Consider the following 24140-nt stretch of genomic DNA (forward strand, 5'->3'; position numbering starts at 1 on the left):
CCGGCAGGTCGCGTGTCGTCGCCCGGTGGACGGCGGGGGCATGGAGGCCGTGACAGCAGGGGGACGATACCGTGACGACTCAGCTCACAGGCAGCGCCTGATCCGACCGCGCCCGCGCGCCCCCTCATCACCGGCATTCCCGCACGCCTGACAGAGAGCTTCAGCATGCCCAACGGCTTCAACCAGTCCATCATCGACCAGTTCCGCGCCGGCAACGGCAGGGTCGGCCCGCCCTTCGAAGGCGCCCGCCTCATCCTGCTCACCACCACCGGGGCCAGGAGCGGCGCCCGCCACACCACCCCGCTCGGCTACCTCGCCGACGAGGGCAACAGCCGGATCTTCGTCATCGCCTCGGCCGGCGGCTCGCCCCGCCACCCCGCCTGGTTCCACAACATCCTGGCCGACCCGCGCGTCACCGTCGAGGACGGCGCGTTCACGTACGAGGCCACCGCGGCCGTCCTGGACGGCGCCGAACGCGACGAGATCTTCGCCCGCGCCGTCGAGACCGACCCCGCCTGGGCCGACTACGAGACGAAGTCCGGGCGCACGCTGCCCGTCGTCGCCCTCACCCGGACCGCCGGCGGCCCGCCCGACCTGCGCGGCGGCGACTTCCTCAAGGTCGTCCACGACGCCTTCCGCCGCGAGCTCGCGCTGATCCGCGAGGAAGTGGCCGGGTCGGGCGCCGGCCTGGGCGCGCAACTGCGCATCAACTGCCTCAACCTGTGCCAGGGGCTGCACTTCCATCACACGATGGAGGACACGCGCATGTTCCCCCATCTCGACGGCGCCCGCCCCGACCTCGCCCCCGTGCTGGCCCGGCTCCGCGAGGAGCACCGCGTCATCCAGGAGCTCGTCGACGAGCTGCAGAAGGTCGTCGCGAGCGGCGGCGGCGACGTGCTCGCCGAGGTCGAACGCCTCACCGCCGAGCTGGAGGCCCACCTCGACTACGAGGAGGAACACCTCGTCCCCGTGCTGAACGGCGGCTGATCAGCCCGCGTAACGCCGCAGCCCCGGCGCGGCCCGCGCGATCAGGGCCACCGCCGCCACCGTGAGCAGCCCGCCGGCGCAGATCGTCACCTGCGGCCCGTACGCGGCCGCGGCGGTCCCGTGCAGCAGGTTGCCGATCTGCGGGCCGCCGACGAGCACGACCGTGAGCGAGCCCTGGACCCGGCCGCGCACGGCGTCGTCGGTGTGCGCCTGGGTGATGGCGTTGCGGAACGTGCTGAGCAGGAAGTTGGCGGCGCCGCCGAGCAGCAGCGCCGCCAGCGCCTGCCACAGCTGCCCGGCCAGGCCGAGCAGCACCACCGTCACTCCCCACACGGCGGCGGCCCACGCCATCAGCGCGCCCTGCCGCCGCGCCCGGGTGAACGTCCCCGACAGCAGCCCCGCCGCGAACACCCCCGCCGGGTAGGCCGCGTACAGCAGCCCCAGCTCCACGCCGCCGCCCGCGGGGCCGCCGTACACCGTGCCGGCCAGCTCGGGCAGGACCGCCGACGGCATCCCGAACACCATCGCGGCCAGGTCCACCGCCAGCACCGCCACCAGCACCCGGTTGCCCGCCAGGTAGCGGAACCCGGCCAGCACCTGGGCGGGCGTGGAGCCCCGGCCGCCCTCCGGAGGCGGGATCGGCGGCAGCCGGAACACCGCCCACACCACGGCCAGCAGCGCGAGCGAGTCGAACAGGTAGAGCGAGCCCAGCCCCGTCACCGGGATCAGCACGCCCGCCAGCAGCGGCCCGATCACCGAGCCGGAGTAGCGGGCCAGCGAGCTCAGGCTGTTCGCGGCGGCCAGCAGCCCGGCGGGCACCAGCCGGGGCACCACCGCGCCCGTCGTCACCATGATCGTCCCGAACGTGGCGCCCTGGCAGGCCACCAGCGCCAGCAGCACCGCGACCGATCCAAGCCCGGCGGCCTGCTGGGCCCACAGCCCCGCGTACGTCAGCGCCAGCCCGCAGTGCGCCGCCAGCAGCAGCCGCCGCCGGTCCATCGCATCAGCCCGCGCCCCCGCCCACAGCGACGCCGTCACCAGCGCGCCGAACGACACCCCGGCCGCCGCGCCCACCGCCGCAGACGAGCCCGTCATCGCGAACAGCTGCGCCGGCACCGCCACCACGCTGAACGACCCGCCGACCGCGCACACCGCCGAGGCCGTCCACAGCCGCCGGAACGCCGGGACGGCCAGCGGCCGGCGGTCCAGCGTGAAGCGGCTCACAACGCCACCACGTCGGCCACGACGCACGCGATGTTGTCGGGCGCGCCCGCCGCGTACGCCAGGGCGAGCAGCGCGTCCAGGGCCGCCTCCGGGCCGTCGGCGCCCGCCAGCGCCGCGTGCAGGGAATCGGGCGCGACGACGGCCGACAGCCCGTCGGAGCACAGCAGGTAGCGGTCGCCGGCCTCGGCCGCGTGCAGCGACAGGTCCGGCTCCGCCCCGCCCTCCCCCGTCAGCGCGCGGGCCAGCATCGACCGGCTCGGGTGCGAGGCCGCCTCCTCCGGCGTCAGCCTGCCCTCGTCGACCATCGCCTGCACCAGCGTGTGATCGTGGGTGATGCGGAACATCTCGCCGCCGCGCAGCACGTACGCGCGCGTGTCGCCGACGTGCACCAGCGCCAGCCGCGACCCCGAGCGCAGCAGCGCCGTCAGCGTGGTCGCCGGCCCGCGCGCGGACGCCTCACCCGGCCCCGCGAGCTCCTTGATCGCCTCACCGGCCCTGGCGACCGCGTCGGCGAGCGCGCCGAGCAGATCCCCTTCCGGTACGGCCAGCGTCTCCAGCGGCTTGAGCGCCTCGATCGCCGCCGCGCTGGCCAGCTCGCCGCCCGGCCCGCGCACCCCGTCGGCCACCGCCAGCAGGCGGGCGCCCGCGTAGGCGGCGTCCTCGTTGCTGGTGCGCACCAGCCCGGACGCGGTCCTGGCCGCGTAACGGACGCCCACGGTGTGGTCGGCGGCGGCGCCCCCGCCGGACAGGTGGTCGACGAGGAACGTCGCCAGCCTGCCCCGGGCCGCCGTCTCGGCCTCCACCCGCGCCCAGTAATCGGCGACCGCCTCGGCGGCGGCGCCCGGCTCCAGGTCGCACACCTCGCGGATGCGGGCCAGCGGCATGCCCAGCCGCCGCAGCCAGGCGATGAGCCGGGCCCGCTCCACCTGGGCCGGATCGTAGAAGCGGTATCCCGACTCCCCGTCGACCAGGGCGGGCCGCAGCAGCCCGAGCTCGTCGTACAGCCGCAACGCCTTCGGCGACAGGCGCACGGCACGCGCGAACGCGCCGATCGTCAGTAGTTCCACATCGGACATGCTGGACCTTCCCCCAGGGGCAAAGTCCAGCGGGCCGGGGCGCTCAGATGGTCATCGTGGCCTGCCGGTCGGCCTGCCACTCGACCGTCACCACCGTGGCGTCGTCCTGGAGCCGGCCGCGCTGGTGGTCCAGGATCGAGTTGATCAGGCGGCGCAGCGTCTCGGGAGCCGACAGCCCGCCCGCCTCGTGGCGCACGATGAAGTCGACGAACCGCTCCAGCCCGAACTCCTCCCCGGCGGGGTTCTGCGCCTCGATGATCCCGTCGGTGTAGAGGAGCAGCCGGTCGCCGCGCTGCAGCTGATAGCGCTCCAGCCCCGACGACAGACCCAGCCCGAACCCCATCGGCGGCGACGGCAGCTCGCTGTCCAGGCTGGCGACCAGCCGGCCGTCACGCAGCACCAGCGGCGGATGGTGACCGCGGTTGATCCAGGTGAGCTCGCCGGTGTCCATGTCCAGGTCGGCCAGGATGCCCGTGGCGAACCGGGTGCGGCCGAACTGCTCGCCGATCGCCGCGTCGATCCCCTCGCTCGTGGCCAGCAGGTCCCTGCCGGCGAGCCGGCTGTTGCGGCAGGCGCCGATCGCCATCGTCGCCGTCAGCGTCGCCGACAGGTCGTGCCCCATCGCGTCGAAGATCGACACGTGCAGGTTGTCGCCCGCGATGCCGTAGTCGTAGGCGTCGCCGCCCACCTCGTAGGCCGGCTCCAGCGCGGCGCTGAACACCACCCGGTCGTTGGCGAAGCTGCCGTGCGGCAGCAGGTTCCACAGCACCTCGGCCGACAGCAGCATCGGCTCGCTGCGCACCAGAGCCGCCCACGAGTCGCTGGCGCCCCGCTTGCTCACCAGGATGAGCGCGACCAGTGAGGCGAGCTGCCTGGCCCGCCACTCGACGGTCTCGTCGACGGTCTGGACCGTGGCGCCGAGCACGCCGATCCGTTCGGTGCCGTCGATCAGCGGCACCCACAGCTGCACGGCCGCCGGTTCCTCCTCGGCCTTGGCCCGCACGACCTCCACGTCGCGAAAGGCCCGCCCCGGCATCGTGGTGTCGATCGACACCGGCGTCAGCGGGACGCCCCGGGCGTCCACCTGGCCCGGCAGCGGCACCAGCATCAGCTGCCGCAGGTCGCTCACGTACACCTTGGTGTGGGTGAAGCCGGACAGGGCCGCGTGGCCGGCGATCAGGGGGACGGTGTCCTCCAGCGTGGCCGTGTGGCTGGCACGCAGGAGCCCGCCCAGCATGCGCTCGCCGTCGCTCAGCACCGTGCCGCCTCCCCTCCGACGGGCTCTTACCCGCACGCGGGCGATCCTGCACCGGCCTCCCCCGGGAGCCCCCGCCTGGGCCCGGGACGCGGAGCCTTCCATGCCGCCGCCCCGCGACGGAGAAAAGCAGGGGGCCGGGCCCTCCGCCCGGGGCGGGAGCTGATGTCGCGGGGGATGCCCGGCCGGTCACACGACGCGGATGACGATCTTGCCGCGTACGCCGCCCGTCTCCAGGGCCCGGTGGGCGGCCGCGATGCCGGAGAGCGGGTAGACCGTGTCCACGACCGGGCGGATCGCCCCGGTCTCCACGTAACGGGTGAGATCGGCGAACAGCCGGTGCTTGGGGTTGCCGCTGAAGAACCGCATCCGGCGCGGCCCGTACACGGTGGAGGCGGCGATCGCGGCCAGCGACGCGAGCGGGCGGTCGAGGTCGAAGGCGATGGCCACCATCCGCCCGCCCGGCGCGAGCAGCCGCCGGAAGTCGGGCAGGCGGGTGCTGGCGGTGTCGAGGATCACGTCGAAGGGGCCGAGCGCGGCGGGCTCGGTGGTCGCGTAGTCCAGGGCCTCGTCGGCGCCGAGCTCGCGGACGAGGTCCAGGCTGCGGGCCCCGGCGAGCGCGGTGACGTGCGCGCCGAGCGCCCGGCCGAGCTGGACTGCGACGCTGCCGACCCCGCCGCTCCCGCCCCGGACCAGCAGCCGCTCCCCCGCCCGCAGGCGGGCCTTGTCGCGCAGCGCGGTGATCGCGGTCGTGCCCACGCCGGGCAGGGCGGCGGCCTCGACCAGGTCCAGCCCGGCGGGCGCGAGCGCGAGCTGGCGGGGACGGACGGCGACGTACTCGGCGGCGCTGCCGAAGGTGCGCGGCAGCCCGCCCCACACGCGGGTGCCCGGTGCGAGCCCGGAGACGCCGGGGCCGAGGGCGGCGACCTCGCCGGCGAAGTCGAGCCCGACGCGTTTGGGGAATCCGGGCTCGATCAGGTCGGTCACCAGCCTGACCCGCCCGGCCCGGCCGTACGACTCGCCGCCGTTGACGCTGGCGGCGTGCACCCGCACCAGCACCTCGCCGGGGCCTGGTTCGGGGCGGGGCAGCGTGCCCTCGTAGAGCACCTCGGGGGGCCCGTAACGGTCGAAAAGAGCGGCGCGCATGTTCGTCATGGCTGGGAGGCTAGCCAGCTAACCGGACGGTACCGCCCACTTACGGGTAATGTGAGAGACATGTCCGACCGTTCGTCTCGGATGCTGCGCGCCGACGCCTCGCGCAACCGCGGCCGGATCCTGCGGGCCGCCCGCCACCTGTTCGCCACGCGCGGCATCGACGTGCCGATGGCGGCGATCGCCCGCCGGGCCGGGGTCGGCACGGCCACGCTCTACCGGCGTTTCCCCACGCGGGAGTCGCTGGTCACCGAGGTGTTCGCCGACCAGCTCGCGATGTGCGTGGGGGCGCTGAGCGACGCGCTGGCCGACGACGACCCGTGGCGCGGCTTCCGCACGGCCGTGGAGAAGGTGTGCGCGATGCAGGTCGTCGACCGGGGGTTCACCGCCGCGTTCCTGACGGCCTTCCCGGGCGCGTTCGACCTGGAGCGCAAGCGCGCGGAGGCCGAGGACGAGCTGGCCGAGCTCATCCGGCGGGCCAAGGCCGCCGGCCGGCTGCGCGCCGATTTCGTCCTGGCGGACCTCATGCTGCTGCTCATGGCCAACGGCGCGGTGGTCGCCGGGGCCGGGGACGCCGCCGCGGCGGCGTCGCGGCGGCTCGTCGCCTACTTCCTGCAGTCGCTGGAGGCGGGGCACGCCGGGCCGCTGCCGCCGCCGCCGGCGGAGCTGCGGTACGTGGGTTAGGTGCCGCTCTTGCGCTGCCGGTAGGCGCGCTGGCGGCAGGCCCGGGAGCAGTACGCGCGCGGCCGCCCCGATTCCGGCTGCTCCACCGGTTCACCGCACACCTGGCACCGAGTTTCGTCACGGCTTTCGTCACGCTTGGCGGTGATGAGCAGCTCGATGCCGTCGAGCACCCGGGCCAGCCCGAACTCGAACGGGTCCTCCGGGTGGTCGTAGCCGCCCTCCTCCCACAGCCGGGTGAGCGTCGGATAGCGGTCCAGCCGGGCGAAGAGCGTGTCGCGCGAGCCCCACCACTCCTCCTCGCTCACGCCGCTGCTGCGCTCGGCGTGCGCGGTCTCGGCCAGCACCAGCGCCTCGGCGTCCACGAACCGGCCCACCAGCCCCACCGCGGCGATCATCTCGGCCGGGGTGAGCCCGGTGCCGGCGACCGTGCTCAGCATCGCCTCGTAGTAGGCCACCGCGTTGGGCCCGGGCACATGCCTGCCGCCCCGGATCTCCGCCAGCCAGGGATGGCGTCTGCGCAGCTCCCAGCCCTGCCGGGCGCACGACTCCAGCCGGGCCCGCCAGCCCTCGCCCTCGGGCGCCGGCAGCCCGGCCATCACCGCGTCGCGCATCAGGTCCACCAGGTGGGCGCGGCCGGGGACGTGCCGGTAGAGGGACATGGTGGTGAAGCCGAGGCGCTCGGCGACCTTGCGCATCGACAGCCCGGCCAGCCCCTCGGCGTCGGCGACCTCGACGGCGGCGCGGACGATCCGGCCCAGGCTCAGCCCGGCCCCCGGCCCCTCGTCCCACAGGAGCTCCACCCCGCGGTCCGGATCAACTGCTTCGCTCATGGTTTAGGGTATATACCCGTGTACGCCATAAACAACGAAATCCTGTACGTTTCCCCGCACGGCGACGACGCCGCCCCCGGCACCCTGGAGCGTCCCTTCGCCACCCTCGGCCGGGCCGTCGGCGCGGCCCGCGCGCTCGCCGGTGACGTCGTCATCAGCCTGCGCGCCGGCACCCACACCCTCGCCGCCCCGCTCGAACTCACCGAGGACGACGCCCGCCTCACCGTCCAGCCCCACGGCTACGGCACCGCCGAGCAGGAGCAGGCCGTCATCAGCGGCGGCCGGGAGATCACCGGTCAGGTGGCCGGCGGCGTCTGGACGGCCGACGTCGGCGACCTCGACACCCGGCAGCTCTACGTCGAGACCGGCGGCGTCCTCCGCCGGGCCGAACGCGCCGGCATCGACGCCCTGCCCGGCGACGCCGCCAGAACCGTCACGGGTTACGTCACGGACAGCCCGCTCGACTGGCACAGCCCCGCCGACGTCGAGTTCGTCTACCGGGGCGTCTACCCGTGGACCGAGGCCCGCATCGGCGTCGCCGAAGTCACCTCCGACGGCGAACGCACCCACGTCACGATGGCGCAGCCCGCCTTCGCCCGCGCCGTCGAGCTGTACAACTTCACCTGGGAGGAGCACACCCAGGAAGGCCCCCCGCTGCCCACCAGGATCGAGAACGACGCCGCCTTCCTCACCGAGCCCGGCACGTTCGTCCTCGACCGCTCCCGCCCCGGCCACCACGTGCTGCGCTACCTGCCCCGCCCCGGCGAGCGGCCCAGGATCGTCGCTCCCGCCCTGGAGACCCTGCTACGCGTCACCGGCTCCCGCGACGTCACCTTCCGCGGCCTGACCTTCGCCGACGCCACCTGGCTGCGCCCCAGCGGCCCGGAAGGCTTCCTGCACTACCACGGCAACGGCCACTACGACGGCGGCCCGGTCGAGAAGGTCGTGCTCGTCGAAGGGCAGGCGTGGGTCACGGTGCCGTCCCGCTCGGCGACGATCCCCGCCTGCGTGACCGTCGACGGCGGCGCCGACGTCCGCTTCGAGCGGTGCCGCTTCACCCGGCTGGGCGCCACCGCGCTCGGCCTGACCGGCGGCGAACGGCACGTCGTGCGCGGCTGCGACTTCGACACCCTGTCCGCCTCCGCTGTCAACGTCACCGGCGGCCACGACACCCTCATCGAGGACAACCTGGTCGAGCACGCCGGCCTCGACCACTCCGGCTCCCCCGGCATCGCCCTGCTCGGCACCGAACGCTGCACCGTCGCCCACAACCACGTCCGCGAGGTCCCGCACTGCGGCATCGTCGCCGGGCCGGGCCGTGGCACCCGGCTCCTGCGCAACCTCACCACCGGCACGATGAGCGTCCTGGCCGACGGCGGCGGCCTCTACCTGTCCGGCCCGCAGGGCAGCTCGCACGACGACGGCGCCCAGATCCGGGGCAACGTCGTCAAGGACACCCGCACCCCGTACAACTTCGGCCTCTACACCGACTACGGCGCCGCCTGGGTCACCGTCGAGGAGAACGTCGTCACCGGCGCCGACAGCACCGCCGTGCTGCAGGTGTCGCCGCCGCTGGAGAACGTCGTCTACCGGGGCAACTTCTGGGACGCCGACCCCGCCGGCAGCGACGCCGTCCCGGCCGGGGTCACCTACGAGGGCAACACCACGCTGGCGGAGGGCCTGGACGCGGCCACGGCCGACATCCAGGCCCGGGCGGGGCTGCTGCGGCCCCGCGGCTGACCACACCAGGGGACGAAGGGTCAGCTGCAGCCGCCGCGTCCGCAGATGGACCAGGCGCGCAGCTGGCCGTTCTCCCACAGGTCGACGAAGACCGCGGTGGCGCCGCCCCGGACGTCGGCCTCCAGGGTGAAGCCGTGCCCGACGGTGCCGTTGCAGGCGCTCCTGACCTCGCGCGACACGATCGCGTCGTTCACGTAGGCGGTGTAGACGACGTCACGGCAGCCGGAGGCGGCCCGCAGCTCGCCGCCGACCCGGACCGAGCGGTTGTACCAGATGAGGTTGCCCTTGACGTAGGAGTTGCCGTACTGGACGTCGTAGCGCGTTTGCGGGTAGTCGGCGGCCCGGGCCGCCGAGGTGGCTCCGGCCGTGAGGACGGCCGCCGTTCCGATCGCGAGAAGTGCCCGTGCGATGCGCATGTTCCCTCTCTTCCGATGCAGGACGTTCGCTCAGCAAGGACGATGGAACACGCGGCCGGGCCGGCCAAGGGGTGATCGCGGATGTTCGCCGGCCGTTGGCTCAGGATTCGCCGCGCAGCCGGCTGCGCTGCACCTCGCGGGCCAGCGCGCGCCGCACCGACGCGGGGGCGGGGGCGGTGATGCGCGCGGGCAGGTCGAGGCCGCGGCTGATCCGGTCGTAGGCGGCCCGGCAGCCCGCGGGCAGCCGCTCCCGGTGCAGGCGCAGGTCCTCCTCGACGAGGCGGCGCAGCTCGTCGACGTGCTGGGGGGTGAAGCGCTTCCTGCCACGCGCGACGGCATGGACGTGGCGGGCGCAGCGGGCGCCGTCGCACGTCTCGGCGATGTGCTCGGCCAGGCCCCACAGGCGGCCTTCGAGCCAGGGCACGTCGTGCTGGTCGAGCGTCAGGTCCAGCGGCGGACGCGGCTCGGCGGCCCGCAGCTTGGTGACGTGCTTGCTCACGGCGGGCTGGCTCATGCCGGTGAGCTGGGCGATCCGGTCCTGGGTCCAGCCGAGGCCGGCCAGGGTCACGATCATCTCGGCGCGGAGCCTGCGCATGTCGTCGCCCGCGCGGATGACGTCGTTCATGTCGGCGATCATCCGCCCGGCCTGCTCCTCGGTCAGCGTCATGCCACAGATCATAACCTGGTTGTATAAATCGGTTATATGCGTCAGAGTCCTGGGTCATGCCCACTTTCACCGCGCCGGACGGCACCCGGCTGGCCTACCGCACCTCCGGGACCGGCGACCCGCTCGTGTGCGTCCCGGGAGGCCCCACGGACGCCGGCTACCTCGGCGACCTCGGCGGCCTGTCCGCGCACCGGCGGCTCGTCCTGCTGGACCCGCGCGGCACCGGCCGCTCCGCCCGGCCCGCCGACCCCGCCTCCTACCGCTGCGACCGCCAGAGCGGTGACGTCGAGGCCCTGCGCGAGCACCTCGGGCTCGACCGGATCGACCTGCTCGGCCACTCCGGCGGCGCCAACCTCGCCGTGACCTACGCGGTCCGCCACCCCGCGAACGTCGGCAGGCTGGCCCTGATCACCCCCGGCTGCGCCGCCGCCGGCATCACCGTCACCGGCGCGACGCGGCGCGAGCTCGCCCTGCGCAGGAAGGCCGAGCCGTGGTTCCCCGCCGCGTTCGCCGCCCTGGAGGCGATCATCGAGGGCCGGGGCGGCGAACGCGACGCCATCACGCCCTTCCTGTGGGGCCGCTGGGACGCCGCCGCGCGCGAGCACCCCGCTTCCCGGCCGCCCGACCCGGCGATCGCCGCCGCCTTCGCGGCCGAGGGCGCCTTCGACCCGCCGCGCACCCGGGCCGCGCTCGCCGCCCGGCGCGGCCCGGTGCTGGTGCTGGCCGGCGAGCACGACCTGAACAGCCCGCCGCGGGCGACGGCCGAGTACGCCCGCCTGTTCCCCGCCGCCTCGCACGTCGTCCAGGCCGGGGCCGGCCACTACCCGTGGGTGGACGACCCCGCCCGGTTCGCCGAGGTGGTCGCGGCTTTCCTGCGCTGACCCGGCGCGGGGTGTCGATCCGGGCGGGAGTCATTCGTATAAGGGGTGAAGGAGGACAACATGCAGAAGTACCTGCTCAGCATCTACCAGCCCGACGGCGACCCGCCCCCGCCGGAGGTCCTGGAGCCGATCGTCCGCGACCTCGAGGCGCTCAACGACGAGATGCGCGCCGCCGGGGCGTGGGTGTTCGCCGCCGGGCTGCACCCGCCGGGCACCGCCACCGTGCTGCGGCCCAAGGGCGGCGACGTGCTCATGACCGACGGCCCCTACACCGAGGGCAAGGAGCACCTCGGCGGGTTCACCGTCATCCAGGCGCCCGACCTGGACGCCGCCCTCGCCTGGGGGCGCAGGCTCGCCGCCGTCACCACGCTGCCGGTCGAGGTGCGTCCGTTCCAGTGAGCGTGGAGCGGGTGTTCGCCCAGGAGTACGGGCGCGCGGTCGCCGTCCTGGTCCGCGTCTTCGGCGACATCGACATCGCCGAGGACGCGGTCCAGGACGCCTTCACGGTCGCGGTGCGGCGCTGGCCCGCCGAAGGGACGCCGCCGAGCCCGGCCGGATGGATCATCACCACGGCCCGCAACCGCGCGGTCGACCGGCTGCGCCGCGAGGCCGCGCGGCAGGACAAGCACGCCCAGGCCGCGCTGCTGCACGCCGGTGACGCGCCGGCGGAGGAGGGACCCGTGCCCGACGACCGGCTTCGGCTGATCTTCACCTGCTGCCATCCCGCGCTGGCCAGGCCCGCCCAGGTCGCGCTCACGCTGCGGCTGCTGGGCGGGCTCAGCACGGCCGAGATCGCCCGGGCGTTCCTGGTGCCGGAGCCGACGATGGCCCAGCGCCTGGTCCGCGCCAAGGGCAAGATCCGTGACGCGCGGATCCCGTACCGGATCCCGCGCGAGGCCGACCTGCCGGAACGGCTGGAGCCCGTGCTGGCGGTCATCTACCTGATCTTCAACGAGGGCTACCTGCCCCGGTCCGGCGACCGGCTGGTGCGCGAGGAGCTGTGCGCCGAGGCGATCCGGCTCGGCCGGCTGTTGGCCGAGCTCATGCCGGACGAGCCGGAGGCGATCGGGCTGCTGGCGCTCATGCTGCTGCTGGAGTCGCGCCGCCCGGCCCGCACCGCGCCCGGCGGGACGCCGGTCCGCCTGGCCGACCAGGATCCCGGCCTGTGGGACCGCGCCCTGGTGGCCGAGGGCCGGGAGCTGGTCCGGCGGTGCCTGCGCCGGGGGCGGCCGGGGCCGTACCAGATCCAGGCGGCGATCAACGCCGTGCACAGCGAGCCGCCGACGGACTGGCGGCAGGTGGTGGCGCTGTACGACCAGCTCATGGCGCTCGCGCCGAGCCCCGTCGTGGCGCTCAACCGGGCCGTCGCGGTGGCCGAGGTCGCCGGGCCGGGGGCGGCGCTCGCCCTGGTGGACGACCTGGACCTGGACGGCTACCACGTCTTCCACGCCGTACGGGCCGACCTGCTGCGCCGCCTGGGCCGGGACGCGGAGGCGGCACGGGAGTACGACGCGGCTCTCGCCGGCACGGGCAACGAGGCCGAACGCGCCTTCCTGCGCCGGGCCCGCGACCCTCTAGACTAGTCAAAGTTGATTAGAGGAGGGTTCGGCGATGTCGGCGATCCGGCTGCTGGTGCTGGGCGCGGTGCGGCTGCGCGGGCGCGCCCACGGCTATCAGGTGCGCAACGACCTGGAGTTCTGGGGCGCAGACCGGTGGGCCCACACGAAACCGGGCTCCATCTACCACGCGCTCAAGCAGATGGCCAAGCAGGGGCTGCTGCACGCGTACGAGACGGCGCCGAGCACCGCCGGCGGGCCGCCCCGCACCGAGTACGAGGTGACCGAGAAGGGCGCCGCCGAATACTTCTCGCTGCTGCGCCGGTCGCTGACCACGCCCGGTGAGAACGACCTGCTGGCCGCCGGGGTCGGGTTCATGGTCGACCTGCCCCGGGAGGAGGTCGTCGCGCTGCTGCGGCAGCGGATCGCCGCCCTGGAGGAGTGGCGCGGCTCCGTCACCGCCCACTACACGCCCGAGGACGGCCCCGGCCAGCACGGGCACATCGGCGAGATCATGCACCTGTGGGTGACCGCCGCCGACGACGGCGTGCGCTGGACCGGTGACCTGATCGCCCGCGTCGAGGGCGGCGCGTACGCCTTCGCCGGGGAGGAGGGCGACCCGTTCGCCGGGACCCTCTCGCAGGAGGGCCCCGGCGAGGTCACCTGCTGAGGCCGCGGAAGCGGGCCGCCGCCATCGGGCAGGCGATCGCCAGCAGGACGAGCGGCCACAGCACGGCCAGCAGGTGGGCGTTCTCGGCGGCCCACGAGGTGCCGGCCACGCCCGGGTTGCCGAACAGGTCGCGCACCGCGGTGGCGCTGGCCGTCATCGGGTTCCAGTCGGCGATGGTGCCGAGCCAGCCGGGCATGGTCTCCGGCGAGGCGAACGCGCTGGAGCTGAACGCGACCGGCCACACCAGGATCTGCACGGCCATGACCAGGTCCGGCCTGCCGACGATCAGCCCGAGCCAGATGCCGCACCACAGCATCGCGAACCGCAGCAGGAGCAGCAGCCCGATCGCGGCGACCGCCTGGGAGGGCGTGCCGTGCCAGCGCCAGCCGATGGCCAGGCCGGCGCCGATCATGACGGCCAGACCGGCGATCGACTCGAGCATGTCGGCGACGCCCCGGCCGACCAGCACCGCCGACGGCGCCATGGGCATCGACCGGAAGCGGTCGAGGACGCCCTTGCCGAGGTCCTGGGCGATCGCGGTCATCGTGCTCTCGAGCCCGAAGGCCATGGTGAGCACCAGCATGCCCGGGACCAGGAACTCCTTGTAGTCGCCGCCGCCCGCGACCTGCATGCCGCCGCCGATGAAGAAGGCGAACATCACCAGCATCATCACCGGGAAGGTCAGCGAGATCACCGCCCCCCACGGGTGGCGCGCCCAGCGGGCCAGCTCGCGCCGCGTCATGGTCCAGGAGTCGATCAGCCACCAGCGCAGGCTCATGAGCGCTCTCCCGTCAGATGCATGAACACCTCGTCCAGCGTGGGGCGGCGCACCGCCAGGTCCTCGGCCTCGATGCCGGCCTCGTGCAGGGCCCGTACCAGGTGGCTGAGGGCCGCCATCCGGTCGGCGACCGGCGCGCTGGCCCTGCGCCGGTCCTCGTCGAGCTCGGCCGCGCCCGCGCCGGGCACCCCGGCCAGGACACCGGCGACGGCCGGCAGCAGGGCGGCGTCGTGCACGACCACGTCGACGCGGTCGCCGCCGACCTTGGCCTTGAGCTCGTCGGCGGTGCCGTCGGCGATCACCCGGCCGTGGTCGATGACCGAGATCCGGTCGGCGAGCTGGTCGGCCTCCTCCAGGTACTGGGTGGTCAGCAGCACGGTGGTGCCGCCGCCGACCAGTGAGCGGACCGCGTTCCACACCTCGGTCCTGCCGCGCGGGTCGAGGCCGGTGGTCGGCTCGTCCAGGAACAGCACGCTCGGCTCGACGATGAGCGAGGCCGCCAGGTCCAGGCGGCGCCGCATGCCGCCGCTGTAGGCCTGGACGGGTTTGCGGCCGGTGTCGGCCAGCCCGAACCGCTCCAGCAGCTCGGCCGCCCGCGCCGCCGCCCGGCGCGCCCCCAGGTGGTAAAGGCGGCCGAACAGCTCGAGGTTCTGCCGCCCGGACAGGTCCTCGTCCACCGCCGCGCTCTGCCCGAGCAGCCCGATCCGCCGCCGCACCTCGGCCGGGCGCTCGGCCACGTCGATCCCGGCGACGCGCGCCCTGCCCTCCTCCACGCGCAGCAGCGTGGCCAGCGTGCGGACGAACGTGGTCTTGCCGGCCCCGTTGGGGCCGAGCACCCCGTGCACGGTGCCGCTCGGCACGGTCATGGTCAGTCCGTCGAGGGCCTTCTTCTCGCCGTACGTCTTCCGCAGCCCTTCCGCGACGATCGCAGGCACGTCCCCTCCTTCGCTAGTCAAGTTTGACTAATCGGACGGAGCGTAGCCGCGGCCTCCTTCATTAGTCAAACTTGATTAGCCGATGGACCGGCACCTCAGCGCGAGGTCGAGCGTGTCCAGCGCCCAGGCCCAGGAGGCGTCGGCGTCCCTCGGCGTGTGCCGGAAGCCGCTCGCCAGCTCCAGGCTCACATAGCCGTGGATCGCCCCGCCCAGGAAGCGCACCGCGTCGGTCTGGTCCGGCTCCGGCAGGTCGTAGCCGCGCAGCAGCGCCCGGATCATCTCCGAGTGCCGGGGCCCCGCGCTGCGCGCCGCGGTCTCGGGGTCGAGCTCGAACCGGGCGGCGGCGTAGCGGCCCGGATGCTCCCTGGCGTAACGGCGGTAGGCGTCGGCGAACGCCACCAGCGCGTCCCTGCCCGCCCGCCCGGCGAGCGCGCCGGCGGCCCGCGCGGCCAGCTCCTCCAGCGCCAGCAGCGCCACCCGCACCTTCAGCTCGCGGGCGTTGGCGATGTGCGCGTACAGGCTTGGCTCCTTGACGCCCAGCCTGCGCGCGACCGCCGACCCGGTCACGTGCTCGAAGCCGATCTCGTCGGCCACCTCCGCCGCCGCCAGGGCGAGCCGTTCGGCGGTGATGATCGCGCGGGCCATGCGTCCTCCATCAACTAAGCAAATTAACGATTTGCCTAATTATATTAGCCTGGAAGCCATGAAACCCATCACCGAACGCGACATCCGCAGGTCGTTCGTCAACTGCTCCAAGGGCGAGGCCCAGCGCCTCGGCATCCCCCGCGACCTGGCCGAACAGCCGTGGGACGACCTCGACTTCCTCGGCTGGCGAGATCCCGGCGCCCCCGACCGCGGCTATCTGGTCGCCGAACGCGACGATGGCGGCCTCGTCGGCATCGCGCTGCGGGCCACCCCCGCCACCGGGCGCGGCTTCACCTCCCGCAGCATGTGCTCGCTCTGCCTGACCACCCTCGCCGGTGGCAACGTGGCGCTGATGACCGCCCGCCGCACCGGCGAGGCCGGGCGCCTGGGCAACACGGTCGGCCAGTATCTCTGCGGCGACCTCGCCTGCTCCCTCTACACGCGGGGCAGGAAGCAGGCGGTGGGCGGCGACTTCGACGAGACGCTGACCGTCACCGAGAAGATCGCCCGCACCCGCGGCAACCTGGCGGCCTTCATCGAGAAGGTGACCGCCTGAGCCCCGGGAGCCGGCCGGACGCCTCAGCGGCGGCGCACCTTGATGTCGCGCATGTCGGTCGCGGCCACCCGCAGCACCCGGTACGGCACCGCGTACGCGTCGAGGGCGGCCACGGCGGCCGCGACCGCCTCCGGCTCGCCGTCGTCCGGCCCGGCGGGCACCTGGCAGCGGAACGTGAACGCCGTCAGCCCGGCGTCATGGCTGAACGTGCCCGCCTCGGTGAAGGCGAGGTCGGCCGCCCCCAGCACGGCGGCCCGGCCGGCCTCGTCCAGCTCGCCGAACTTCCCGGAGATCGTCACCCGGAACATGGATCAGTCCTTTCTCACGGCGTAACCGAGGACGCGCTCGCCGAGCACGTCCTCGATCGCGTCCAGCAGCTCCAGCACCGCCCCGGCGATCGCGTCGGGGCCCTCTCCCCCGGCCGTGCGCCGGCCGATCTCGGCGAAGACCATCGCGTGGAACGACCCGAGCTGCCAGGCCACCACACGCGGCAGCGGGTCGCCCGGCGCGGCGCCGGTCTCCTCGGCCAGCGTGGCGGCCAGCTCGTCGGTCATCCGGCGGCCGAGGTCCTCCAGCCGCGCGGTGAGCGTCGGCGCGGCCCGCATCATCTCGAAGACGCGCCCGAACCCGCCCGTCAGGCCCAGCTTGCGGTCACGGTCGCGCACCTCCTGGCGCAGGCGGCCGAGAATCGCCCCGGCCGCGCCCGTGCCCGGGGGCCGCTCGCGCACGATGTCGGCCAGCCGCCGCGGCGACGCCTGGTCGGGCGGCAGCACCAGGTCCTCTTTGACCGGGAAGTAGTTGTAGACGGTGTTGACCGACACCTCGGCCGCCGCCGCGACGTCGGCCACCGTCACGTGGTCGAAGCCGCGCGCCACGAACAGGCCGATCGCCACCTCGGAGATCCGCTGCCGCGTCTGCCGCTTCTTGCGCTCCCGCAACCCTTCGGTCATGCCGAGGAAGTTTAACCGAACGCCAAACTTGGAGTGCACTCCATTTTTCTCCGGGATCGGATCCAGGCCGGGGTGCGGAAGAATGGACGCCCGTGAACGATCTTCCGCCCGAGGGGGCGCAGTCCGACGAGGACATCGCCCGCGCCCACGTCACGACCCCGGCCCTGCACAACGCGACGATCCAGCTGGACGACCCCGACCCCGCCTGGCCGGCCCGCTACGAGCGGACCGCCGCGGCGATCCGCGCCGCGCTCGGCGACGCCGTCCTGCTGCTGGAGCACGTCGGCTCCACCTCGGTGCCCGGCCTGCCCGCCAAGCCCATCCTCGACCTGCTGCTGATCGTGGCCGACCCGGCGGACGAGGCCGCGTACGTCCCGCCGCTGGAGTCGATCGGCTACGTGCTGACGATCCGCGAGCCCGACTGGTTCGAGCACCGCGTGCTGAAGCTGCACGAGGGCGAGATGCCGGTCAACCTGCACGTGCTGCCCGACGACTGCCCCGAGACGCGCCGCATGCTCGGCTTCCGCGACTGGCTGCGCGAGCACGACGACGACCGCGACCTGTACGCCCGCACCAAGCGCGACCTCGCCCGGCGCACCTGGAAGTACGTGCAGAACTACGCCGACGCCAAGAGCGAGGTCGTGGAGGCGATCATCGCCCGCGCGGGCCTGTGACCGGCTAGCCCCGCGCCGGACCGGGCAGGGCGGCGGCGATCTCCCAGAAGGCCGCGTACCGGCCGCCCCGGCCCAGCAGCTCGTCGTGGCCGCCCTCCTCCACGATGCGGCCGCCGTCCAGGAAGGCGACCCGGTCGGCGCGCTGGACGGTCCGCATCCGGTGCGCCACCATCACCACCGTCCGGCCCGCCATCAGGCGCTCGATCCCCTCGTGCACGGCCGCCTCGTTCACCGGGTCCAGCGCGGAGGTCACCTCGTCCAGCAGCACCACGGGCGCGTCCTTGAGCAGCGCCCGCGCGATCGACACCCGCTGGCGCTCGCCCCCCGACAGCAGCGCGCCGCCCTCGCCGACGTGCGCCGCCCAGCCGCCGGGCAGCCGCTCGATCACCTCGTCCAGCCGCGCCGCCGTCGCCGCCGCCCGCACCTCGGCCTCGCTCGCGCCGGGACGGCCGAGCCGGACGTTCTCCTCGATCGTGCCGTCGAAGAGGTAGACGTCCTGGAAGACGATGGCGATCCGCGCCATCAGCGCCTCCGTGCTGACCTCGCGCACGTCCACGCCGCCCAGGCGCACCGCGCCCGCGTCCACGTCGTGGAACCGGGCGAGAAGCTGAAGCAGCGTGCTCTTGCCCGCCCCCGACGGGCCCACGACCGCGAGCCGCTGCCCCTGCGGCACCTTCAGCGACAGGCCGTCGATCACCGTACGGCCGCCGTGCCGGAAGGTGACGGCGTCGAACTCCAGGTCGTGGCGTTCGGGCAGCACCGGCTCGGCGGGCTCCGGCAGCGGCTCCGTACGCAGCACCGCGTCGAGCCTGACCAGCTCGGCCCGCGCGCCGCGCAGCTTGCCGCCGATGTCCGACAGCGACAGCAACGGGTCGGCGCAGCGCGCGGCCAGCACCAGGATCGTCAGGACCTCGGCCGCGCCGACACCCCCGCCCAGCGCCAGGTACGCGCCGAGGACCAGCACCGCCGTGAAGATCGCCTGCACGGTCAGAGTCAGCCCGACCGCGCCGGGCAGCGTCGCCAGCACGGTGCGCCGCGAGGCCCCCTGCACCTCGCGCAGCGCGGCGTCGAGCGCCTCGAAGCGCTCGCCGGTCCGGCCGCCGGTCCGCAGCACCGGCTGGGCCTGGAGGTACTCGATGACGCGGCCGGCGGCCTCCTTGTCGCGCTCGTGCCGGTCGGCGTCGGCGGCGGCGGTCGAACGCGCCGTCCACGCCTGGATGGCCGCCACGACCGGGGCCGCGGCCAGCGCCGCCAGCCCGAGCTGCCAGTTGAACGCCAGGATCACCACCACGATCGTCACCGGCGTCACCAGGGCCGAGACGAACGGCGCCAGCAGGTGCGCCGACACCCCCATCGCCTGCAGCAGGCCCCGGCTGGCCAGGACCGACACCTCGCCGACGCGGCCCGCGCCGTACCAGCCGATCGGCAGCCTGGCCAGGTGCTCGCCCAGCCGGTGGTACATGCCGCGCAGCATCGTCGTCCCGACGCGCATGCCGGCCAGGTCGCTGGTGTAGCGCAGCCCGGCGTAGGCCGCGACCGCGGCGCCGAACGCGGCCAGCCACGGCCAGGCGTCCGAGGGCGAGCCGCCGAGCAGGGCCGCCAGCACCGGCACCAGCAGCGCGTAGGACAGCCCCTCGACCACCGCGGTGATCGTCATCAGGGCGACCGTGCGGCGCATCGCCCGCGCGTACTCGGGTCCCAGCACGCGCAGCAGCATGCGGATCATGCGGGCTCGTCTCCTTGTCCGATGAGGCCGGGTCCGACGAGATCGGGTCCGGCGAGGTGCGGGTTCGTGCGGTTGGCCTGCCAGAACGCGGCGAACCTGCCGCCGCTCGCCAGCAGCTCGGCCGGGCTGCCCCGCTCGACGATCACGCCGTCCTCCAGCATCACGACGGTGTCGGCGTCGGCGACGGTCTCCAGCCGGTGGGCGATGACCAGCACCGTGCGCCCGCCCGCCGTCCCGGCCAGGGCCCGGCGCACCGCCTGCTCGGTCTGCGGGTCGGCGAAGGCGGTCGCCTCGTCGAGCACCAGCACGGGCGCGTCGGCCAGCAGCGCGCGGGCGATCGAGATCCGCTGCGCCTCGCCGCCCGACAGCTCGGCCTCCTCGCCGAGCACCGTGTCATAGCCGCGCGGCAGCTCCAGGACGCGCTCGTGGATGCCGGCCAGCCGGGCGGCGCGGACCACGTCCTCGTGCGCGGCCTGCGGCACCGCCAGCGCGATGTTGTCCGCGACCGAGGCGCGCAGCAGGCGGACGTCCTGGAAGACGAACGAGACCCGCCGGTAGAGCTCCCCGCTGCCGATGTCGCGCAGATCGGCCCCTCCGAGCAGCACCGACCCGTGCGCCGGATCGAAGAAGCGCGGCAGCAGCCGCACCAGCGTGGACTTCCCGCTGCCCGACGGCCCGACGACCGCGGTGACCGTGCCGGGCTCCAGCACCAGGTCAACACCGCGCAGCACCTCCCGCCCGTCCTCGTACCCGAACCGCACGTCCCGCAGCTCCACCCGGTGCCCCTGCGGCACGACCGGGCGGGCGGGCTCCGGCAGGGGCGGCACGCCGAGCACGTCCCTGATCCTGGCGACCGCCCGCCCGGCGGCCTGGAGGTCGTCGAAGCCGTGGCCGAGCGCCGCGACAGGCGCGGTCAGCCCCAGCCCGAGCAGCAGGAACGGCAGCAGATCCGCCGGCGCCATGCTCCCGGACGCGATCAGCGCCGCGCCGCCGGTCAGCACGACCAGCAGCACGAACGGCGGAGACAGCGCCACCTGCATCCCGGCGGCGACCGCGGACATGCCGCGTACCCACCGGTTGAAGGTGGCGACGAAGTCGTCGGCGGCCGTCAGGAACCTGCGGTGCGCGCGCTCGGCCCCGCCGAACGCCTTGACCACCGCGATCCCCTGCACGAACTCCACGACGGAGTTCGCGATCCGGCCCATCGCCGCGTCGTACTCCTCCTGCTCGCGCGTGCGCGCGGGCAGCATCAGCAGCGGCACCAGCGCTATCGCCAGCACCACCGGGATCAGCGTGATCAGCGTCAGCCGCCAGTCGACGGTGAACAGGTAGACCAGCGACACCAGCGGCACCACGAACGCGGAGACCAGCTCGCCCGGGGCGTGCGCGATGAACGGGTGCACGGCGGCCACGTCCTCGCCCACGACCTTCGCCAGCTCGCCGGTGCGGCGGCGGGAGAACCAGCCGATCGGCACCCGGCCCAGCCGCTCGGCCAGCCTGCGGCGCAGCGTGAGCTGCACCCGGCCGTCCAGGACGTGCCCGAGCCCGGACGAGGCGGCCGTGAACAGCAGCCGCACCAACAGGCCGGCCGCCCCCGCGAACACCACGAACCACACGTGACCGCTGTCGACCGGGCCCGGCGACAGCAGGACCCGGCCCAGCTCGGCGACCGCCAGCAGCGGCGCCAGCCCCGCGAGGGCGCCGACGACCTGCAACAGGACGACGGCGGCGAAGCTCCCCGCGTGCGGGCGCAGCAGCGGCTCCGGCCGCTCGCTCTCCCGGGCGAGACCGGTGATCGTCATCTTTCTCCCGTCCTCGTACGCTTCCAGCGGGTCAGCCGGCCAGCGCGCGGCGCAGCGCGTCGCCCAGCTCGGTGATCTGCCGCTGCGACACCTCGGCCGACACGATCGCCTGGGATCCGTGGAAGGTGCCCGACCACTGGTGCAGCTCGACCGAGACGCCCGCCTGGAGCAGGCGCGAGGCGTACTCGATGTTCTCGTCGCGGTTCGGGCACAGCTCGGCGCTGGCGATGTAGGCCGGCGGCAGCCCGGACAGGTCGTCCGCCCGGGCCGGGGCCGCGTACGGGGTGGCGGGGGCCGAGCCCAGGTAGTGCCGCCACGCGATGGCGACCTTGTCGCGGTTCATCCAGGGCGTGTCGGTGAAGTTGCGCTGCGACCACGTCTGCTGCCGGTCGTCGAGCCCCGGCTGGTTGAGAAGCTGGAACCGGATCGGCGGCCCCTGCTCGTCACGCGAGCGCAGCGCCACCCCGGCCGCGAGCCCGCCGCCGGCGCTGTGCCCGCCGACCGCGATCCGGTCCGGGTCGACGCCCAGCTCGGCCGCGTGCTCGGCCGTCCACTTCAGCACCGCGTACACGTCGTCCAGCGCCGCCGGGAACGGATTCTCCGGCGCCAGCCGGTAGCCCACCGAGATCACCACCGCGCCGGAGGCGTCCGCGAGCCGTGCCGCCCACGGATGCTCGGTGTCCACGCTGCCCATGACCCAGCCGCCGCCGTGCATCCAGAGGACGGCGCCCTCGGCATGGCGAGGACGGTAGATCCGCACCGGCACGTCAGGATCGGCGGGCACTGCGAGGTCCTCGATCTCCATCTCCGAGGTGTCCGGCGGCGGCACCGACGCGGCCAGCGCGGCCAGGTTCTCCCGCTCGGCGACCGGGTCGGTCAGGTCAGCGTCGGGAATCAACGGGATGAACGCTTCAAGTTCCGGATCCATGCCGTCATCCTCACAGCCGGTGACCCCTGCCCTCATCCGCCATCTGTCGGGCATCTCCTCCGAATCGCCCGCCGATCGGCGCATACGCTTGGGGCATGGAGGCACTGGCCGTACGACTGTCGCAGCTCGACGCGGAAGCCGGAGGGGCGATCCGGGTCGTCATGTTCTACGACACGCTGATGCGCCGCCGGGTGGATCTCCCCGCGCTCGCCCGCGCCTCGGCCGGCCTGGCCGAGTGCGTGGTCGGCATCCGGCTGCACGACACGGGCCGGGTGATCCGCTTCGGCCCCGACGGCAGGCCGGCGTCCGGCCCGCCCGCCCCCGCGTCCACCACCTCGCCGCTCGTCCTCGACGAGGAGGAGATCGGCGCGGTGTGGCTGGAGCGTCCCGGCCCGCCCGGCCTGCCGGGCTCGCTCGACGACCTGCTGCTCGACCGGCTCGGCATCGCGGTCATGGCCGTCGTCGAGAGGTACGGCCCGGCCCGCACCACGATGGCCGACCCGGCGCTCGTCGAGCTGGCGATCAGCCCCGACAGCGACGAGGCCGCCAGGGCCAGGGCGCTGCGCCTGCTGGGGTTCGCCGCCGGGCAGCCCGTGCACGTGCTCGCCGTGCGCTCACACCTCCCGCTGGACAAGGTCGGCGGCGCGATCTGCCCGGCCCGCCCGGTCAAGGCCGCGCCGCTGGCCGACGTGGGCGTCATCCTGGCCACCACCGTCAACCCGGCCCGGGTCCCCGAGGGCGTGCGCGCGGGCATCGGCGCCGCCGAGAGCCTCGACCGGTCCTGGCAGCAGGCCCGCACCGCCCTGCGCTTCACCACGCCGCGCCGGCCCGTCGTCCACCACGACGACCTGGGCGCGCTGGCGCTGCTGGCCGAGATCTCCCGGGACTCGGCCCGCGGCAACGCCGACGTGAGCGCGATCATCCGCGTGGCCGAGACCCCGGAGGACCTGGAGACGCTGGACGCCTACTGCGCCACCGGCTCCCTGCGCCGCGCCGCCGACCTGCTGCACCTGCACCACAGCAGCGTCGCCCGCCGCATCGAGCAGCTCGGCCGGACTTTGGGCATCGACCTCACCGAGCCGACCGGGCTGACCAGGGCCAGCCTCGCCCTCACCGCCTGGCGGCTGCTCGACGCCTGACGGGCTAGGCGTGACCGAACTGGCCCGGCTGGTAGTCGCCGGCGGGCTGCTGGACGATCACGTTCATCCGGTTGAAGGCGTTCATCAGGGCGATCAGCGACACCAGGGCCGCGAGCTGGTCCTCGTCGTAGTGCTTGGCGGCGTTCGCCCAGACGTCGTCGCCGACCCCGCCGGCCCCGTCGGCGATGCGGGTGCCCTGCTCGGCCAGCTCCAGCGCGGCGCGCTCGGCGTCGGTGAACACCGTCGCCTCCCGCCAGGCCGCCACGAGGTGGAGCCGCACCGGGCTCTCCCCCGCGGCCGTCGCCTCCTTGGTGTGCATGTCGACGCAGAACGCGCAGCCGTTGATCTGGCTGACGCGGATCTTGACCAGCTCCTGCGTCGTGGCGGGCAGCGACGACTCGAGCGCGGCCTTGCCCGCCGAGACGATGTACTTGGCGAACTTCGCCCCGACCGGGTTGCCGAGGTAGTCGAATCTGGCTTCCATGTGAGTCTCCTTGCCGTTCCAGGCTGTCTCTCACCCGACGGGACGGCGGCGCGGGATGTGAGGTCCGGTCGGGCGTGACCGGTGTGGGCCCTACGCGAAGGGGGCGCCGTCGAAGGTGCCGGACACGGATTGCCGTGTGGAGAACGCCGTCCAGGACAGCGTCACCTCGTGCGCGCGTCCGACGGTCTCGGCCGTGAGGGTGGCGGTGGCGTGGCCGTCCGGGGTGAAGGCGATCCGGCCGCTGACCTTGTCGAGGGGGACCTCGATGCTGCCGTCGCAGCGTGTGGTCGCGGTCGCGCACTCATGCAGGCCGGTCGGAGGGGGCGGGGCAGCAGGGCCGCGGCGAGGGCCGGCCCCAAGGTCTTGGCGATCATGCTTCCCAGCC

General features: G+C 74.2%; 26 protein-coding genes. 10 read left to right on the top strand and 16 right to left on the bottom strand.

Annotated features, from left to right (window positions below):
* The first annotated feature begins 165 nt into the window (after positions 1 to 165).
* Positions 166 to 987, top strand: a complete 822-nt coding sequence (locus ACWDXC_RS15645; RefSeq protein WP_449981968.1) for a nitroreductase/quinone reductase family protein — start codon at positions 166 to 168, stop codon at positions 985 to 987.
* Here ACWDXC_RS15645 and ACWDXC_RS15650 read toward each other — a convergent pair whose 3' ends face one another.
* The 4 genes from ACWDXC_RS15650 to ACWDXC_RS15665 all read right to left on the bottom strand — a co-directional run bounded on the left by ACWDXC_RS15650 (position 988) and on the right by ACWDXC_RS15665 (position 5688).
* Positions 988 to 2211 (bottom strand): MFS transporter, encoded by a 1224-nt coding sequence (locus ACWDXC_RS15650; protein ID WP_449981970.1) that lies wholly within the window; start codon positions 2209 to 2211, stop codon positions 988 to 990.
* A complete protein-coding gene (locus ACWDXC_RS15655; RefSeq protein WP_449981972.1) occupies positions 2208 to 3278 on the bottom strand; it encodes a MerR family transcriptional regulator in 1071 nt (356 codons plus the stop codon). The genes ACWDXC_RS15650 and ACWDXC_RS15655 overlap by 4 nt, the downstream gene beginning before the upstream one ends.
* Before the next feature lie 52 nt (positions 3279 to 3330).
* A complete protein-coding gene (locus tag ACWDXC_RS15660; RefSeq protein ID WP_449981974.1) occupies positions 3331 to 4545 on the bottom strand; it encodes a PP2C family protein-serine/threonine phosphatase in 1215 nt (404 codons plus the stop codon).
* Between the two features lie 186 nt (positions 4546 to 4731).
* A complete protein-coding gene (locus ACWDXC_RS15665; protein ID WP_449982051.1) occupies positions 4732 to 5688 on the bottom strand; it encodes an NAD(P)-dependent alcohol dehydrogenase in 957 nt (318 codons plus the stop codon).
* Positions 5689 to 5757: 69 nt separating this feature from the next.
* Between ACWDXC_RS15665 and ACWDXC_RS15670 the strand changes: the two genes are divergently transcribed.
* Positions 5758 to 6378, top strand: a complete 621-nt coding sequence (locus ACWDXC_RS15670) for a TetR/AcrR family transcriptional regulator (protein WP_449981976.1) — start codon at positions 5758 to 5760, stop codon at positions 6376 to 6378.
* Here ACWDXC_RS15670 and ACWDXC_RS15675 read toward each other — a convergent pair.
* Positions 6375 to 7208 (bottom strand): TetR/AcrR family transcriptional regulator, encoded by an 834-nt coding sequence (locus tag ACWDXC_RS15675; RefSeq protein WP_449981978.1) that lies wholly within the window; start codon positions 7206 to 7208, stop codon positions 6375 to 6377. The two genes, ACWDXC_RS15670 and ACWDXC_RS15675, sit on opposite strands and share 4 nt — an antisense overlap.
* Before the next feature lie 18 nt (positions 7209 to 7226).
* Between ACWDXC_RS15675 and ACWDXC_RS15680 the strand changes: the two genes are divergently transcribed.
* The gene (locus ACWDXC_RS15680) at positions 7227 to 8948 is read left to right on the top strand and encodes a right-handed parallel beta-helix repeat-containing protein (RefSeq protein ID WP_449981980.1); all 1722 of its coding nucleotides are present in this window, start codon (positions 7227 to 7229) and stop codon (positions 8946 to 8948) included.
* A 20-nt stretch (positions 8949 to 8968) separates the two neighbouring features.
* Here the strand turns inward: ACWDXC_RS15680 and ACWDXC_RS15685 are convergent, their stop codons facing one another.
* A complete protein-coding gene (locus tag ACWDXC_RS15685) occupies positions 8969 to 9364 on the bottom strand; it encodes a hypothetical protein (protein WP_449981982.1) in 396 nt (131 codons plus the stop codon).
* A 100-nt stretch (positions 9365 to 9464) separates the two neighbouring features.
* The gene (locus ACWDXC_RS15690; RefSeq protein WP_449981984.1) at positions 9465 to 10031 is read right to left on the bottom strand and encodes a hypothetical protein; all 567 of its coding nucleotides are present in this window, start codon (positions 10029 to 10031) and stop codon (positions 9465 to 9467) included.
* A gap of 56 nt (positions 10032 to 10087) precedes the next feature.
* Here ACWDXC_RS15690 and ACWDXC_RS15695 point away from each other — a divergent pair, with 56 nt between their 5' ends.
* From ACWDXC_RS15695 to ACWDXC_RS15710, 4 genes are read left to right on the top strand one after another with little or no spacing between them, the layout of a single operon-like run.
* A complete protein-coding gene (locus tag ACWDXC_RS15695; RefSeq protein WP_449981986.1) occupies positions 10088 to 10912 on the top strand; it encodes an alpha/beta fold hydrolase in 825 nt (274 codons plus the stop codon).
* Between the two features lie 60 nt (positions 10913 to 10972).
* Positions 10973 to 11311, top strand: coding sequence for a YciI family protein (locus ACWDXC_RS15700; protein ID WP_449981988.1), 339 nt, complete (start codon positions 10973 to 10975; stop codon positions 11309 to 11311).
* Positions 11308 to 12495: an RNA polymerase sigma factor gene (locus ACWDXC_RS15705; protein WP_364183830.1), complete on the top strand. Its 1188-nt coding sequence runs from the start codon at positions 11308 to 11310 to the stop codon at positions 12493 to 12495. Before ACWDXC_RS15700 ends, ACWDXC_RS15705 begins: the two co-directional genes overlap by 4 nt.
* A 28-nt stretch (positions 12496 to 12523) precedes the next feature.
* Positions 12524 to 13138: a PadR family transcriptional regulator gene (locus tag ACWDXC_RS15710; RefSeq protein ID WP_449981990.1), complete on the top strand. Its 615-nt coding sequence runs from the start codon at positions 12524 to 12526 to the stop codon at positions 13136 to 13138.
* On the opposite strand, the gene ACWDXC_RS15715 is transcribed toward ACWDXC_RS15710, so the two are convergent.
* The 3 genes from ACWDXC_RS15715 to ACWDXC_RS15725 all read right to left on the bottom strand — a co-directional run bounded on the left by ACWDXC_RS15715 (position 13128) and on the right by ACWDXC_RS15725 (position 15496).
* On the bottom strand, positions 13128 to 13916 hold the full coding sequence (locus ACWDXC_RS15715; RefSeq protein WP_219517705.1) for an ABC transporter permease: 789 nt from the start codon (positions 13914 to 13916) through the stop codon (positions 13128 to 13130). The genes ACWDXC_RS15710 and ACWDXC_RS15715 overlap by 11 nt on opposite strands.
* Entirely contained in the window at positions 13913 to 14851 is a 939-nt protein-coding gene (locus tag ACWDXC_RS15720; RefSeq protein ID WP_449981992.1) for an ATP-binding cassette domain-containing protein, read from the bottom strand. Before ACWDXC_RS15720 ends, ACWDXC_RS15715 begins: the two co-directional genes overlap by 4 nt.
* A gap of 75 nt (positions 14852 to 14926) precedes the next feature.
* Positions 14927 to 15496, bottom strand: a complete 570-nt coding sequence (locus ACWDXC_RS15725) for a WHG domain-containing protein (RefSeq protein ID WP_449981994.1) — start codon at positions 15494 to 15496, stop codon at positions 14927 to 14929.
* Between the two features lie 58 nt (positions 15497 to 15554).
* On the opposite strand from ACWDXC_RS15725, the gene ACWDXC_RS15730 reads away from it, so the two are divergent.
* Positions 15555 to 16052, top strand: coding sequence for an FBP domain-containing protein (locus ACWDXC_RS15730; RefSeq protein WP_219517703.1), 498 nt, complete (start codon positions 15555 to 15557; stop codon positions 16050 to 16052).
* Positions 16053 to 16075: 23 nt separating this feature from the next.
* Here ACWDXC_RS15730 and ACWDXC_RS15735 read toward each other — a convergent pair whose 3' ends face one another.
* Together ACWDXC_RS15735 and ACWDXC_RS15740 are read right to left on the bottom strand one after the other, a co-directional pair.
* Positions 16076 to 16360, bottom strand: a complete 285-nt coding sequence (locus tag ACWDXC_RS15735; RefSeq protein WP_219517702.1) for a DUF6204 family protein — start codon at positions 16358 to 16360, stop codon at positions 16076 to 16078.
* Between the two features lie 3 nt (positions 16361 to 16363).
* Positions 16364 to 17002 (bottom strand): TetR/AcrR family transcriptional regulator, encoded by a 639-nt coding sequence (locus tag ACWDXC_RS15740; protein ID WP_449981997.1) that lies wholly within the window; start codon positions 17000 to 17002, stop codon positions 16364 to 16366.
* Positions 17003 to 17094: 92 nt separating this feature from the next.
* On the opposite strand from ACWDXC_RS15740, the gene ACWDXC_RS15745 reads away from it, so the two are divergent.
* Entirely contained in the window at positions 17095 to 17676 is a 582-nt protein-coding gene (locus ACWDXC_RS15745) for a GrpB family protein (protein ID WP_364183846.1), read from the top strand.
* A 4-nt stretch (positions 17677 to 17680) separates the two neighbouring features.
* Here ACWDXC_RS15745 and ACWDXC_RS15750 read toward each other — a convergent pair whose 3' ends face one another.
* Genes ACWDXC_RS15750 through ACWDXC_RS15760 form a run of 3 tightly spaced genes read right to left on the bottom strand, consistent with a single transcriptional unit; the run spans position 17681 to position 22132 of the window.
* On the bottom strand, positions 17681 to 19402 hold the full coding sequence (locus ACWDXC_RS15750) for an ABC transporter ATP-binding protein (protein WP_449981999.1): 1722 nt from the start codon (positions 19400 to 19402) through the stop codon (positions 17681 to 17683).
* Complete coding sequence (locus ACWDXC_RS15755; RefSeq protein WP_449982001.1) at positions 19399 to 21204, bottom strand: ABC transporter ATP-binding protein; 1806 nt, start codon at positions 21202 to 21204, stop codon at positions 19399 to 19401. The genes ACWDXC_RS15750 and ACWDXC_RS15755 overlap by 4 nt, the downstream gene beginning before the upstream one ends.
* 31 nt (positions 21205 to 21235) lie before the next feature.
* Entirely contained in the window at positions 21236 to 22132 is an 897-nt protein-coding gene (locus tag ACWDXC_RS15760; RefSeq protein WP_449982003.1) for an alpha/beta hydrolase, read from the bottom strand.
* 95 nt (positions 22133 to 22227) lie between these two features.
* Here ACWDXC_RS15760 and ACWDXC_RS15765 point away from each other — a divergent pair, with 95 nt between their 5' ends.
* Positions 22228 to 23271 (top strand): PucR family transcriptional regulator, encoded by a 1044-nt coding sequence (locus ACWDXC_RS15765; RefSeq protein WP_449982005.1) that lies wholly within the window; start codon positions 22228 to 22230, stop codon positions 23269 to 23271.
* A 4-nt stretch (positions 23272 to 23275) separates the two neighbouring features.
* Here ACWDXC_RS15765 and ACWDXC_RS15770 read toward each other — a convergent pair whose 3' ends face one another.
* A complete protein-coding gene (locus tag ACWDXC_RS15770) occupies positions 23276 to 23755 on the bottom strand; it encodes a carboxymuconolactone decarboxylase family protein (protein ID WP_449982007.1) in 480 nt (159 codons plus the stop codon).
* Positions 23756 to 24140 lie beyond the last annotated feature (385 nt).

The organism is Nonomuraea sp. NPDC003214 (genome assembly GCF_053590035.1).